The sequence below is a fragment of the Pandoraea fibrosis genome (assembly GCF_000807775.2).
GTDB lineage: Bacteria > Pseudomonadota > Gammaproteobacteria > Burkholderiales > Burkholderiaceae > Pandoraea > Pandoraea fibrosis.
On sequence record NZ_CP047385.1, the window covers coordinates 4,458,470 to 4,471,982 of the forward strand.

The following is a 13,513-nucleotide window of genomic DNA, read 5'->3' on the forward strand; positions in this document are numbered from 1 at the left end:
CGCTTACCCCACCACCGGTAGCGGGGTAATGCCGTACCCATGTTGCAGGCGACGTTCCAATACGGGATCTTCCAGCTCGAAATCGAACCGCTCGGCCGAACGGATGCCACCTATGGCGGCCAGCGTGCCGCACAGCATGGCCGTGCCATCCTCGAAGCGTCCACCGGCCTCGGCGAAGCGCTCGAGCAGGTCCTGCGGCGAGCGCATCGCCGTGACCGGCCCCTGCTGATACAACACCTTCTCGCCACCGATGTTGGCGTAGCTGCGCAGCACGAGTCTGTCCCAATGCGCCTCGATATCGGCCAGTCGCCACAGCAACGCCGCGCAGGGCTTCTCGCACATCTGCTTCGAGACCGTGATGCCGTAGGTCTCGACTTCACGATCCGTGTGGTCCGACGCCACCCCCACATAGGTCTCCCCCGCGCTGCGCACGAGCAGAAACTCGACCTCGCCGCTGCTCGCGCGCCCGCTCGCTTCGATATGCGATTGCGTCGTGAGCCGGTCACTCGATACCCGATAGAACATCGGTGTGGCCGCCGGGCGCTTCACGCCCAACACTTCCAGCTCACGGATGTGATGTTCCATCGCCTCGACGTCGCGCCCGGTCCAGCCCGCAATCACCAGTTGCTTGATGGCGATATCGCGCTCGACGATACCGTCTGCGGTCTGCACTACGAAATGCATGAGATTCATCTTGCCAACTCCGGTCATAGCCTGACTTCCCGAGATCACTTCTTCACGAGCGCGCACTGGCTCTGGGCGAGCGGACGAAACGCCTCGTTGGCGGGAATCGTCTGCAACACCTTGTAGTAATCCCAGGGCTTCTTCGATTCCTTTGGGGACTTCACTTCCACGAGGTACATGTCGTGCACCATCAGGCCATCGGGGCGAATCTGCCCGCCTTTGGCAAAGAAATCGTTGACGGGCGTTTGCTTCATCGACGCCATGACCGTGTCGGCCTCGTCCGTGCCGGTGCGCTGCACGGCTTGCAGGTAGTGCATGACCGACGAATACGTTCCGGCGTGCACGAGCGTCGGCATCTTTCCGGTCTTGGCAAAGAAGCGCTGTGCCCAGGTGCGCGAGGCGTCGTCGCGATCCCAATAAAAGGCGGTCGTCAATGTCATGCCTTGCGCCGCGTCGAGCCCGAGGCTGTGAATGTCGCTGATGAACATGTGCAGGCCGGCAATCTTCTGCTTGGCCGGCCCGGTGATGCCGAACTCGCGCGCCGTCTTGATGGCGTTCACGGTGTCGGCGCCCGCATTGGCCAACGCGATCACCTTGGCGCGTGATGCCTGCGCTTGCAGCAGATAGGACGACAGGTCCGACGAATTAAGTGGGTGCTTCGCGCGGCCCACGACCTTGCCGTTCACGTGTTGCAGCGCTTCGGTGGCGTCCTTCTCCAGCGATGCGCCTAGCGCGTAATCCACCGTCAGGAAGTACCAACTGTTGTCGCCGCTGCGGGTCATCGCTTTGACCGTGTTCGACGCGAACGAATATGTGTCGTATGAGTACTGCACCGTGTACGGCGAGCAGTCCTCGTTGACGAGACGAGTGGTGCCCGCCCCCGTCACGATGGCGATCCGGCGTTTGGCTTTGGCGACGTTGGCGACAGCCAGCGCCACGGAAGACGGCAGCAAGTCCTCGACGACATCGACCTGCTGGTTGTCGAACCAGTCGCGGGCGATGGTCGCTGCGACGTCGGTCTTGTTCTGATGGTCGGCCGAAATCACTTTGATCGGCACGCCGTTGACCTTCCCGCCGAAGTCGTCGACGGCCATTTGCGCGGCAATCACCGAGCCCTTGCCGCCGATGTCGGAGAAGATCGACGACATGTCGGTGAGCACACCGATCTTCACAACACCGTCGCTCATCTTGCCGGGCTGCGCCTGTGCGGCAGACGACATGGCGAAGGCGGCAGCGAGCACCAGAGCCGCCATTGACGTGATACGACTTGCGCGAAACGTAGACATGTTGTTTTCCCGATAGCCTGTAGAGGTGTGGTGTGGGTGAAACAGTCTCCCGACGGCGCGGCAACGCCCTCACGTTCGCCGCGCCCGATGCCCTGCCTTGAACGTGTCAGGCCGGGTCGTAATAGTGAATTTCGAGCAGCAGACAGCCGCCGTTCGACTTGAACGGGCCGTGGAACGCGCCGGGCGGACGGCACGCATAGGTGTTCGGTGCAAAGGCTTCGCCGCCCTCGCCCTGCGCGTCGTTGCCGACCGTCAGATCGCCCGAGACGAGATAAACCTCTTCCCAGTACGTGTGCACGAACGGCGCTTTGGTGTAGATGCCCGGCGCAAAGCGCAGCAAGCGCGTGCGGCTGCCGGCGCGGTTCGGCTCGTCGAGCGAGCCTGCGAGAATCTTCTGCTCGATGCCCGGGGGATAGCCCGGGGGCACCTCCCATCCTTCCTTCATATCGATGGTGTGAAACTCGTCGTGCAGCTTGTTGATCGCCATGGGAACTCCTTTTCTGTGGCGGGTGACGCCGTGGTGGTACGGCAGTCGTAACGTTGTCGTGGGGGCCTGGCGGTGAAGCCGGACTCAGGCAGCGACCGGCTGCCGGACGATCTCGTCCGAGAGCGCGTAAGTGCCGAGCAAGTTGTCGACCAGACGCGTGGCCTTTTGCCAGTCGTAGGTGCGATACGCGTGGCCCTTCGTCACGAACGTGGCGCCGGCGTAGAACATCTCGTACTGGTTATGGCGCGAGGCGAATTCGGAGCCGACGGCGTCCCAGGCGAGCTTGAAGAACTTGACGCGCTCTTCGGCATCGACCACCGGCGACTTCTGTGTCTTCTCGATGATGCTGGCGAGCATCGGATTTTCGAAATCGTGGATGCTCGACGGCAGCATGATCATTCCGCCCCCCGCCAGTTCGCGCAGCGTGCTGAGCACCTTGGTGTAGAGCTGCTGCGTGAGGACTTGCGAGCCGTAGAGCAGGCTGCGATCCGGCACGTAGTAGCCCTTCTCCATGTGACCTTTTGCCTCCATGCCGTGCACCCACGCTTCGACCATGGCCGCTTCGGCCGCCAGTTGCCCGAGCGTTTCGCGCACTTGCGGGAAGGCGTTGGTGCCATTCACCTCGGTAATGCGCAGGGCGATGCCCACGAGGAAACGCAGCTTGACCATCAAGCGCACCTGGCACTGGTAGTTCTGGTAGCTGTGCGCAGGCGTGGCGTGGAACTGCTTCGCGCACATGGCCGTGTCGCCGGCCACGAAGATGCGCTCCCACGGCACCTTCACGTCGTCGAAATACAGCACGGCGTCGTTCTCGTCGAAACGCGACGCGAGCGGGTTGTCGAACACCGACGTCGCGCTACCCTCGTAGGACTTGCGCGACAGCACACGCAGCCCCTTGGTGTTCATCGGAATCGCGAACGACAGCGCGTACATCTCGTCGCCGGCCTTGAGCGGCTGGATGCAACTGCAGAAGACCTCGTTGGCCATGATGCCGCTGGTGGCGAGCATCTTCGCGCCGCGCACCGTAATGCCCTCGTGGTCCTGATCGACAATACCGACGGCGAGGTATTTGTCCTCCTGCTCATGCGCGGCCTTCGACTGATTCGCCTGCGGATTGACGATCACATACGTCAGGAACAGGTCGTTGTCGCGTGCATATTTGTAGTAGTCGCGCAGCGCGCCGGCGCGCCGGGTGTCGTATTGCTCGAAGACATCGATGCCCATCACCATGCCGGAAATGCACGACGCCACGTGATCCGGCGAACGCCCCATGAACCCGTAGTGCAACTCGCTCCAGGCTTCGAGCATCTCGCGGCGCTGCACCAGTTCGTCGTAGCTGGTGGGCAGTTGCCAGATGCGCGAGACCTGATCGCCCGTATCCGGCGACGCGAAGGTCATCGCCTCGAGGTTCTCGGGACGCGCCTGAAAGTCGTACAGACTCGCATAGCTGCGAATGGAATTCCGGAACGCCGGATGGGTGGTCACGTCGCCGACGGGCTTGCCGTCGATATACACCTCGCGTCCGTCACGCAATTGGCCGATATGTTGACTACCGTTCTTTACCATGACTCTCTCCTGAAACCCTGGGGAACTCACGCCGCAACCGGCGTGGTGTCGAGCGAGCGGTACTGCCCGCCGAAGAAAATGAGCGGCCGGCCGTCGTGACGCGCCGCGTGGCGCACCACTCGTCCGATGAAAATCACGTGATCGCCGCCGTCGTGCTGTGCGTATGGCTCACACTCGAAGGCGGCGAGCGCCCCCGGCAGGCGGCCAATGCCCTCGCCTTCGAAGCTCACGCCGTCCCACTTGTTGCCCCGGGCGGTCGCGAAACGGTTGGAGGTATCGCGCTGGCTCTCGTCGAGCACATTCACCGTGTAACGCCCCGCGGCACAGAGATCGTCGAGGCTGAGACATCGCCGGTCGACCGAGAACAACACCAGCGGCGGAGCAAGCGAAACCGAATTGAACGAGGCCACGGTGATACCGATAGGCGGCCCGTCGTCGCGAGGCGCCGTAATCACGGCTACGCCTGTGGCGAACATGGCAAGCGTGCGACGGAACTGCCGCGCTTCGTCTTCCGCTGCCGGTACTGCGGTCGATGCATCGTTCATGATTACCTCCTTCTGAAGCCGGTCACTCGGGCAACGCGACACCAAAACCGTCGACTTATCCAGCGAACCGTCTTTCACATTTAGCTTTGTTTATTAGTAATTATTGAACGTTAACAAAAATAGCTAATCAAGAAAGGTAAACCCTGAGCAAGAGGAAAGTGCATATGCATTTCGCTGGTGCATCGCCGCACCGAAAGTGCGCAAAACCCTTGCCAGTCATAGGGTTTCGCAAATCATGCAATGCACCAGACACAACCGGATTGCGCGCAACCTATCTCGTTAACCCGAGCCGTCCGGCGGGGAAAACGGAAGGCATGAAACCCTTTTTTCAATATGGGAGAGTGCAATTTTCGGAAAATGCGGTGCTACACTCGGCCGCAATTCAAGATGTCCACCGGACGATTTCGGAGTCCCCTATGTCGCCTACCAAGCCGTCGCTTTTCGAAGCTCCCATCTACATGGACTACAGCGCCACGACCCCGGTCGATCCGCGCGTGGTCGAGACCATGGTTCCGTACCTGAACGTCAATTTCGGCAATCCTGCATCGCGCAGTCACAGCTACGGCTGGGCGGCGGAAGAGGCTGTCGAGACGGCCCGCGAGCACGTTGCCGCGCTGCTGGGCGCCGATCCGCGCGAGATCGTCTGGACGTCGGGCGCGACCGAGGGCAATAACCTCGCCATCAAAGGCGCGGCGAATTTCTACAGCGGCAAGGGCAAGCACCTCATTACCGTGAAGACCGAGCACAAGGCCGTGCTCGACACCATGCGCGATCTGGAGCGACAGGGCTTCGAGGTCACCTACCTCGATGTGCCGGAAGATGGCCTGATCACGGTCGATACGGTGCGTAACGCCCTGCGCCCGGACACCATCCTGGTGTCGGTCATGATGGTGAACAACGAAATTGGTGTGATCCAGCCAATCGCAGAGATCGGCGAACTGTGCCGTGAACGCGGCATCGTGTTTCACTGCGACGCCGTGCAAGCCGCCGGCAAGATTCCGATCGATCTGCAAACGCTCAAGGTCGATCTGATGACGGTCACGGCCCACAAGCTGTACGGCCCGAAGGGCATCGGTGCGCTGTACGTGCGTCGCAAGCCGCGCATTCGCATCGAAGCGCAGATTCACGGTGGCGGCCACGAACGGGGCATGCGCTCGGGCACGTTGCCGACGCACCAGATCGTGGGAATGGGAGAAGCGTTCCGGCTGGCGAAGCTCGAACTGGCGACGGAAGCCGCACGGGTGGGCGCGCTGCGCGACCGCCTGCTGGCAGGTCTTCAGGCGATGGACGAGGTGTACATCAACGGCGACATGACCCACCGCGTGCCGCATAACCTGAACGTGAGCTTCAACTTCGTCGAAGGTGAGTCGCTCATCATGGGCATCAAGGGGGTCGCAGTGTCGTCGGGCTCAGCCTGCACGTCGGCGTCGCTAGAACCCTCGTATGTGCTGCGCGCGCTCGGGCGCAGCGACGAACTTGCACACAGTTCGATTCGCTTCACCCTGGGGCGCCTCTCGACCGAAGCAGAAGTTGACAGCGTGATCGAACAGGTGCGCGGCACCGTCGGCAAACTGCGCGAGATGAGTCCGCTATGGGATATGTATCAGGACGGCGTGGATCTGAACACGATTCAATGGGCTGCCCACTAAGCTGACGCGAGGGTCGCGCCAGACATTGGGGCACAGGGGAGTCCGGAGATCAGCGCTTGTCGCGGATCGCCAGCAGATGGCTCAGATCGAGTGTGGCGCGATCGCCGTTGGCGACCAGTCGGTCGACAACGGCACACAGCACCTTGAATTCGGTACGTGTCACGCCTTCGAACAGCACGTCGTTGATGCGCTGCTGCGAAGGCGTCAGTTCGTGAAGGAGTTTGGCGCCGGCCGCGGTGACCGTCAGGCTCATCTTGCGGCGGTCTTCCGGATTCTGGCGCTTGTCGATCAGCTTGAGCGCCTTGAGCTTGTTCGTCTCGATGGTGACGAACGCCCCGGATAGGTGCAGATGCTCGGCCAGTTGATTGACGGTGACATCACCGATCGACGAGAGATGCACCACCGACTGAAGCAGGGAATATTGAATGCCCGTCAGGCCGATCAGGCTGCCGAAGCCGTCGCGCACCGACAACAGACGTGCGGCAAAGGGCAGCAACCCATTGATCAGATGACGGAATTCAGCATCGGAGCCATCAATGAGACAGGCCGGATTGGTGACGGTAAGGGCCTTCGGGGCCGACGATTTGGGCATGGGAATTTGGGGTAAGCGGCGCGGCGCGCCAGGACAATCACTTTGAAAAAAAATTATACTGCAAAGTTATCTACGTCCTGACGAGCGGGGATTTGGCTTCGCCGCCTTGCGGCCCCCGCCCTGCCACGCCTCGGCCATGTGAGTTGCCCGGTCGACGTTCTTACCAGCGGGCGGTCATCCCGCCCATCCACGAGTCGTGATAGGTCTGCGGGTTGAGTCCGCGCCGATAACCCACGTCCAGATCCAGCCATGGCTTCGGGCTGTAGATGGCGCCGAGAATCAGGTATGCCGGATTGGTCCGCTGTGAAAAATCGGGGTTTTGCGACGTGCCTACATCCAGAATCAACTGCGTTGACGGCAACACGCGGTAAAGCACGGCGCCCGAGACCTTCCATACCGATTGGCGCTGCGCCTGACGGTTGGCCTGATAGACGGCCCCGGCGTTGAACAGGAACGTCCAGTCGTCGATCACGTACTGAGTGAGCAGCGTGGCGCCGGCATTCACCCGGCCAGTGCCGAGACCGCGCTGGTCGTTGCCCGAGGGAAACGTCAGATAGGGCTTGAGGCCGACGCTGAACGCCCCATCGTCGTACATACGCCACTTGGCGCCAGTCTCCACATCGCCGATCCCGCTGCCCGCCGTATCGGAGCGGGTCTGAATGTTGGTGTAGGGCACATCGACGTAGAGGTCGAGCGCCTCGCCCACACCGCGTGTCAGGGTGCTGTTCCAGAGGGTCTGCCGGCCAATGTCCTGCTGCTTCGACGTGACTTCGCCATTTGTCTCGAATTGCCAGTTGCCGTCGCCCTGCGTGCCGGTGTCGTCGGTGACCAGCGGATGCGCGGCGAAAGCGCTGAGGGGGCAGAACAATGCCAGATATGCCAGTTGCTTCTTCATGAGTCGTTCTCTTCTTGTGCGTGTGCTGCGCCGTGCCCTGCACGGCGCTTGCGTCGGGTTCACCCGCTCCCGCCCGAATGGCCGGGAGCGTGGCGTCAGTGCCATGTGAGCCAGGTATCGGATCGGGGCACGATCAGAACCAGCGGCCGAAGCGGCGGATATAGATCGTCTTGACCACCTGAGCCAGCGCGATGTATCCGAGCATGGTCGCCACGAGCCAGTAGAAGTACGATCCCGGCAGCGCCACGAAGCCCAGCGCTTCGGCGAACGGCGAGTACGGCAGCCAGCAGGCCAGCGCAATCGCCACCGTGGTGGACAGCATGATCGGCAGCGCCGGCGTGCTTTGCAGGAACGGAATCTTCTGCGTGCGCAACAGGTGCACCACGAGCGTCTGCGACACCAGACCTTCGACAAACCAGCCCGAATTCATGATGACTTGCCCGGCATCGCCGCCTTGGGCGTGATAGAGCGCGCCGGCACCAAAGACCGTCCACATCAGGATGTAGGTCGTGATATCGAACACCGACGAGGTCGGCCCCAGCCACAGCATGAAGCGCCGGATGTTGCCCGCGTCCCACTTGCGCGGCTTTTTGAGGAACTCGGGGTCCATACGGTCCCACGGCAGGAACATCTGCGAGATGTCGTACACGAGGTTCTGCACCAGCAGTTGCATCGCCAGCATCGGCTGCCACGGCAGGAACGCGCTGGCGACCAGCACCGAGAACACGTTGCCGAAGTTCGAGCTGGCGGTCATGTTCAGGTACTTGAGGATGTTGCCAAACGTCTCGCGCCCCTTGATCACGCCCTCTTCCAGCACCATCAGGCTCTTTTCGAGCAAGATGATGTCGGCGGTTTCCTTGGCGATGTCCGCACCGGTATCTACCGAGATGCCGACGTCGGCGTCGCGCAATGCCGGGGCGTCGTTGATGCCGTCGCCCAGAAAGCCCACGGTGTGACCATTGGCCTGCAACGCCTTGACCACTCGCGCCTTGTGCAGCGGCGCGAGCTTCGCGAATACCGTCGTGCGGCCGACCACGTCGCGCAACGTGGCGTCGGTCATCGGCTCGATGTCCGTGCCCAGCAGCGGCGTGCCCGGCTCGATGCCCACCTGACGGCAAACATTCATCGTGACGATGGGGTTGTCGCCGGTCAGCACCTTGACCGTGACCCCGTGCTCGCGCAGGGCAGCAATCGCCGGTGCGGCCGAATCCTTGGGCGGATCGAGGAACGTCAGGAAACCGCAGACCATCAGACCAGCTTCGTCGGCAGTCTTGTACTGCGTCTTCGTCTCGCCGGCCGGAATGTCACGCGTGGCGACAACCAGCACACGGAAGCCGTCTTCGTTGTACGCTTCGGCGCGAGCCAGCAGCATGGCGCGGGCTGTGTCGTCGAGCGCGCGCACGCCTTGCGGCGTCTTCACGTGCGTGGAGACCGACAGCATCTCCTCGACCGCCCCTTTGGTCACCATCAGGTGTTCGCCACGGTCGTTGGCGACCACCACCGACAGACGCCGGCGCACGAAATCGAACGGCAACTCGTCGATCTTGGCAAACGCGCGTGGCTGCACGGACTCGCCGATTTCGTTGGCGCGGCGGATGATCGCCACGTCGATCAGATTGCGCTGACCGCTCTGGTGATAACTGTTGAGCCAGCCAAGACGCAGCACCTCTTCCTGCACATCGCCCGACACATCGAGATGCTGTTCGAGAATGATGCGGTCCTGCGTCAGCGTGCCGGTCTTGTCGGTGCAAAGCACGTCCATGGCGCCGAAGTTCTGCACCGAGTTCAGACGCTTGACCACCACCTTGCGACGCGCCATCGCCAGCGCACCGCGCGCCAGATTGGCGCTCACGATCATCGGGAGCATTTCCGGCGTCAGACCAACGGCCACGGCCAGTGCGAACGTCAGCGCGCTCAGCCAGTCGCCCTTGGTCAGGCCGTTGATCATGAAGACGATCGGCACCATCACCAGCATGAAGCGGATGAGCAGCCAGCTCACACTGTTCACGCCACGGTCGAAGCTCGTCTCGACACGTTTGTGGCTCACCACGTTTTTCGCGAGTGCGCCGAAATACGTATCGCCTCCCGTTGCGACGACCACCCCCGTGGCTGTACCGCTGACCACGTTGGTGCCCATGAAGCAAACGTTCGACAGTTCGAGCAGGTTGGCATTGCCCTGCCCGTCGGCCATCTCGGCCGACTTCTGCGCCACGGCGCCCAGCGTGTCGTACTTCTCGACCGGCAACGCCTCGCCGGTCAGTACCGCCTGACTGATGAACAGGTCACGAGATTCCATCAGACGCAGATCGGCCGGAATCATATCGCCCGCCTGCAACGTCACGATGTCACCCACGACCAACTCGCGCATGGCGACTTCGTGACGTTCCGACTTCCCCGAGGCCGTCACACGGCGACGAACTGACGCCGTGGTGCGCACCATCGCCTTGAGCTTCTCGGCCGCACGCAGTGAGCGGAATTCGGAGAAGAAGCGCAGCAGTCCGCTGATCGTCACCATCGTCAGCAGGATGATGATGCCCGTGTATTCCTTGTCGTCCGGGTCGGCGAAGTAGACGTCGGTAAAGAAGCTCACGACGGCGAGCGCGAGCAGCACCATCACAAACGGGTTCTTGAAGGCGAAGAACAACTGCACCGTCCAGTGCGGCGGCTTGTCGTGCGCGATTTCGTTGGGGCCGTAGCGGGTCTGGCGCTGGCCCACATCGGCGAGCGTGAGACCGCTCGTGTCGGTGCCGAGGGTATGAAGGACGTCTGGCAGCGGCTCGGTGGCGAGCCTGGCAATGGCGTCGGGGCCCGAGAGCGGGAGATCTGAGGTTGTCGAGTGTTCGACGAAGCCACGCTGTTTATGGCGCGAGCGAAGGTTCTTGTTCATGACGATTTCCTGGCACGGCTTACGCTGGCATGGCGGCCGGCCGGTCTCGTCAGTCGCTACCGGAAATCATCTCTCCGGAAAAAAGCGCGAACGCACCCAGCCGCGCCGCGCGGCACGCGGTCGGTAATAACGAAAATGTTTGGATCTGGCATCGGATCGCCCGCCGGAAGTCCGTGCGACACGCGCGCGGTTCCGACGGGCTTCATTCGGCTACTTCCGTCTTCCATATCGGACTCCTTAGGTTGGTTTATTCGGTACACCGGCAGCCGTTATCGCGCTGCGCGGTAAAGAAAAAGCGAAACGGCAAATCGATCCGCGACGGCGCACTACGCGTGTGCAGGCATCGCGCCAACGTTGACGCCGCTGCAACGAGCACCGTCGTCGGACCAGAACACACGGCGCACGCTGCGCTCGCCGGACAAGCGCATGACGAGCGACGTGAGCGACGCACGCGAGGCGAACGGACAATCGAGCGTGACGGTGGCCGAGGCCTCGTCGCGGTCGCTCCAGTGCGTGATGCTGACGTGCGTGGCGCGAAGCCCGAGCTCGGTGAGATCGACGAACATTTGCTTGCGCAGTGCCCCCAGGGCATCGGCCAGGCAAACGATGGTCAGGCGCGACACCGGCGTGGTGCGCGTCGGTTGGCTTTGAACAGCCTGAAACGTTTGAAAAACTCGCATGACTTCCTCGCATGGCTGCGAATCGTCCTTGCCACACGCGGCACGGACGGTCGGCTCGTGTGCGTGCCGTCTCGATGCGAAATGCATGCGCAAGACGACAACGCCCATCACGGGCACGACAGTGGAATTTCTGCGGGAACTGCGCCGGAGAAGTCACGCTCAGGACGAGCGTTGAGGGGCGCTAGACACCGCATCCTGCATGAGGACGCGGCACAGGGAATGGCTGTGGATCCTCAGGCAATCAGTCGATCAACGGTCGACTACTACTGGCATCGGAATTCACGGACAACCCCTTAAATTGAAGACAGGGCGGATGGTAACTGAGGCTATTTTGCAGCGTCAAGCATTAAATGCTGCATCGCACCGAGATGAGAAATTGCCTATGAATTCAGGCGCTTGATCGCCCGTCACGGCCAGCGGACGGGCTTCAGCGCCCCACAAGCCTCATCGCCTCACAAATACCTCGGTGTCCTTGCAAAGCACTTGGCATTGACAGGGATATTTCCCATCGGTTATTAATAATGATTATCATTAACAAATTATTGGCATCCGCTTCAACGGCTGCATGACCGTTACCAGTGTTCGCGCTGGTCCAGAGCGTCGTGAGTGGACCGGACATCAGGCTGGATCATGCAAACCCAGGGCACCCTCCCTTCTACCGTCGAGCTGCTGTACAGCCATCACCACTCCTGGCTGAAGGGATGGTTGCATCGGCGTCTCGGGAGTGCCGAGCAGGCCGCCGATATTGCGCACGACACTTTCGTGCGGCTGCTGGGTAGCGATCGGGTGCCCGCGACGTTTGACGAGCCTCGCGCCTATCTCACGACCGTTGCGCAGAATCTCGTATCGAATCATTGGCGCCGTCAGAAGCTGGAACGCGCTTATCTCGACGCCCTCGCCCATGTGCCGCGCGACGTCGAATGGTCGCCCGAGACACGCGCGATGGTGCTCGAAACACTGCTGGAACTAGACCGCCTGCTCGATGGCTTGCCGGGTATCGTCCGGCAGGCGTTCCTGCATTCGCAGCTCGATGGTCAGACGCACGCCCAGGTAGCGCAGACGCTGGGCATTTCGATTCCGACGGTCAAGCGCTACCTCACCAAAGCCTTACAACGCTGCTATTTCGCCGACCTGTCGTTTCTCGGCTAACGCCCATCACCCTCGCCACAGAGCATCGCATGCCCGCTATTCACTCGACCTGGTACGACGCCACTGCCGATGCCGCCACTGTGCCGGGAGAAGTCGCCGAGCGCGCTGTCGAATGGCTCATCGAATTGCAGAGCGACGACGTGTCCCCACAACGCGTCGCCGAGTGGCAACAGTGGCGCGACGCGCATCCCGATCACGAACGGGCGTGGCAACGCATCGAGTCCGTCAAAGGCAAGCTCGCGCCGCTCGCCTCGCCCGTGCAAGCCGGTGTCGCACAAGCGGCATTGGCGCCGCCTGCGTCAAAGCAGCGCCGCCGCGCGGTGAAGGCGCTTGCCGTGCTTCTGTTCGCGGGTGGCGGCACGTGGGGCTTGCTGCACACGTCACCGTGGCAACGCTGGTCGGCGGACGTGCGTACAGCCGTTGGCGAACGTCGCACGCTACGTCTTGCCGACGGCACGCAACTCGTGCTTAACACGGACACCTCAGTCGACATCGCCTATGGAGACGACGCGCGTCGCGTCCGCCTGATCGCAGGTGAAGTATTGATCACCACGGCGCCGGACACACATGTGCCGTCGCGACCTTTCCTCGTCGAGACTTCGCAAGGGACGGCATGCGCCCTCGGCACACGCTATACGGTGCGGCAATTCGATGACGGCACGCATGTCAGCGTCTATCAAGGTGCCGTGGAAATTCGTCCCCGGACGAACCCGGCGCAGTCCCTGATCCTACGCACCGGCATGCATGCCCGCTACACGGCGCAGAGCATTTCCGATCCGAGCGACGCGCCGGCAGGCGACGCCACCTGGGCCGAAGGCGTCATCGTGGCGCGCAGCATGCGGCTCGCGGATTTCGTTGCCGAACTCGGGCGTTACAGCAATGCGGCGCTCTCGTGCGACGCCACCGTTGCGAACCTGCGCGTGTCGGGCACATTTCCGCTCGACGACGTGGGCAAGGTACTCGACACGCTCGGCACCACGCTGGCGGTGCGAACCGAGTCGGTCACCCGGTTCTGGGGAGCACGCGAAATCCGGCTGGTACCGGCGTGAATCACGATCGATTCGCTGTCGGTTGGCCGTCGATGCACTTAGCG

At 62.1% G+C, this 13,513-nt stretch carries 12 protein-coding genes; 3 read left to right on the top strand and 9 right to left on the bottom strand.

All coding sequences use genetic code 11. From position 1 onward, the window contains the following. Window positions 1-3: 3 nt before the first annotated feature. From PI93_RS19735 to PI93_RS19755, 5 genes are all read right to left on the bottom strand, one after another. Window positions 4-693, bottom strand: coding sequence for a DUF2848 domain-containing protein (locus tag PI93_RS19735; RefSeq protein WP_039369530.1), 690 nt, complete (start codon window positions 691-693; stop codon window positions 4-6). 35 nt (window positions 694-728) lie between these two features. Further along, window positions 729-1,970: an ABC transporter substrate-binding protein gene (locus PI93_RS19740; protein WP_039369533.1), complete on the bottom strand. Its 1,242-nt coding sequence runs from the start codon at window positions 1,968-1,970 to the stop codon at window positions 729-731. Between the two features lie 106 nt (window positions 1,971-2,076). Continuing rightward, window positions 2,077-2,457, bottom strand: coding sequence for a cupin domain-containing protein (locus PI93_RS19745; RefSeq protein WP_039369536.1), 381 nt, complete (start codon window positions 2,455-2,457; stop codon window positions 2,077-2,079). A gap of 84 nt (window positions 2,458-2,541) precedes the next feature. Beyond that, a complete protein-coding gene (locus PI93_RS19750; RefSeq protein WP_039369539.1) occupies window positions 2,542-4,023 on the bottom strand; it encodes a 4-hydroxyphenylacetate 3-hydroxylase family protein in 1,482 nt (493 codons plus the stop codon). Between the two features lie 26 nt (window positions 4,024-4,049). Then, complete coding sequence (locus PI93_RS19755; protein ID WP_052240611.1) at window positions 4,050-4,568, bottom strand: flavin reductase family protein; 519 nt, start codon at window positions 4,566-4,568, stop codon at window positions 4,050-4,052. Window positions 4,569-4,984: 416 nt separating this feature from the next. Between PI93_RS19755 and PI93_RS19760 the strand changes: the two genes are divergently transcribed. After that, window positions 4,985-6,217 (top strand): IscS subfamily cysteine desulfurase, encoded by a 1,233-nt coding sequence (locus tag PI93_RS19760; RefSeq protein WP_039369542.1) that lies wholly within the window; start codon window positions 4,985-4,987, stop codon window positions 6,215-6,217. A gap of 49 nt (window positions 6,218-6,266) precedes the next feature. Here PI93_RS19760 and PI93_RS19765 read toward each other — a convergent pair whose 3' ends face one another. From PI93_RS19765 to PI93_RS19780, 4 genes are all read right to left on the bottom strand, one after another. After that, window positions 6,267-6,809, bottom strand: coding sequence for a MarR family winged helix-turn-helix transcriptional regulator (locus PI93_RS19765; RefSeq protein ID WP_039369544.1), 543 nt, complete (start codon window positions 6,807-6,809; stop codon window positions 6,267-6,269). Between the two features lie 160 nt (window positions 6,810-6,969). Next, complete coding sequence (locus PI93_RS19770; protein ID WP_039369548.1) at window positions 6,970-7,704, bottom strand: transporter; 735 nt, start codon at window positions 7,702-7,704, stop codon at window positions 6,970-6,972. A 133-nt stretch (window positions 7,705-7,837) separates the two neighbouring features. Further along, window positions 7,838-10,591, bottom strand: a complete 2,754-nt coding sequence (mgtA, locus tag PI93_RS19775; protein ID WP_052240612.1) for a magnesium-translocating P-type ATPase — start codon at window positions 10,589-10,591, stop codon at window positions 7,838-7,840. A gap of 326 nt (window positions 10,592-10,917) precedes the next feature. Then, window positions 10,918-11,271, bottom strand: coding sequence for a hypothetical protein (locus tag PI93_RS19780; RefSeq protein WP_144400468.1), 354 nt, complete (start codon window positions 11,269-11,271; stop codon window positions 10,918-10,920). 630 nt (window positions 11,272-11,901) lie between these two features. On the opposite strand from PI93_RS19780, the gene PI93_RS19785 reads away from it, so the two are divergent. Next, entirely contained in the window at window positions 11,902-12,420 is a 519-nt protein-coding gene (locus PI93_RS19785) for a sigma-70 family RNA polymerase sigma factor (protein WP_039369551.1), read from the top strand. A 29-nt stretch (window positions 12,421-12,449) separates the two neighbouring features. Continuing rightward, window positions 12,450-13,469, top strand: coding sequence for a FecR domain-containing protein (locus tag PI93_RS19790; RefSeq protein ID WP_039369554.1), 1,020 nt, complete (start codon window positions 12,450-12,452; stop codon window positions 13,467-13,469). The last annotated feature ends 44 nt before the right edge of the window (window positions 13,470-13,513 follow it).

Excerpts from the sequence above, each read along its gene's own strand:
- PI93_RS19755 (WP_052240611.1), bottom strand. The coding sequence starts at position 4,568 with ATGAACGATGCATCGACCGCAGTACCGGCAGCGGAAGACGAAGCGCGG.
- PI93_RS19760 (WP_039369542.1), top strand. The coding sequence starts at position 4,985 with ATGTCGCCTACCAAGCCGTCGCTTTTCGAAGCTCCCATCTACATGGAC.
- PI93_RS19740 (WP_039369533.1), bottom strand. The coding sequence starts at position 1,970 with ATGTCTACGTTTCGCGCAAGTCGTATCACGTCAATGGCGGCTCTGGTG.
- PI93_RS19780 (WP_144400468.1), bottom strand. The coding sequence starts at position 11,271 with ATGCGAGTTTTTCAAACGTTTCAGGCTGTTCAAAGCCAACCGACGCGC.
- PI93_RS19750 (WP_039369539.1), bottom strand. The coding sequence starts at position 4,023 with ATGGTAAAGAACGGTAGTCAACATATCGGCCAATTGCGTGACGGACGC.
- PI93_RS19790 (WP_039369554.1), top strand. The coding sequence starts at position 12,450 with ATGCCCGCTATTCACTCGACCTGGTACGACGCCACTGCCGATGCCGCC.
- PI93_RS19735 (WP_039369530.1), bottom strand. The coding sequence starts at position 693 with ATGAATCTCATGCATTTCGTAGTGCAGACCGCAGACGGTATCGTCGAG.
- mgtA (WP_052240612.1), bottom strand. The coding sequence starts at position 10,591 with ATGAACAAGAACCTTCGCTCGCGCCATAAACAGCGTGGCTTCGTCGAA.
- PI93_RS19745 (WP_039369536.1), bottom strand. The coding sequence starts at position 2,457 with ATGGCGATCAACAAGCTGCACGACGAGTTTCACACCATCGATATGAAG.
- PI93_RS19785 (WP_039369551.1), top strand. The coding sequence starts at position 11,902 with ATGCAAACCCAGGGCACCCTCCCTTCTACCGTCGAGCTGCTGTACAGC.
- PI93_RS19770 (WP_039369548.1), bottom strand. The coding sequence starts at position 7,704 with ATGAAGAAGCAACTGGCATATCTGGCATTGTTCTGCCCCCTCAGCGCT.
- PI93_RS19765 (WP_039369544.1), bottom strand. The coding sequence starts at position 6,809 with ATGCCCAAATCGTCGGCCCCGAAGGCCCTTACCGTCACCAATCCGGCC.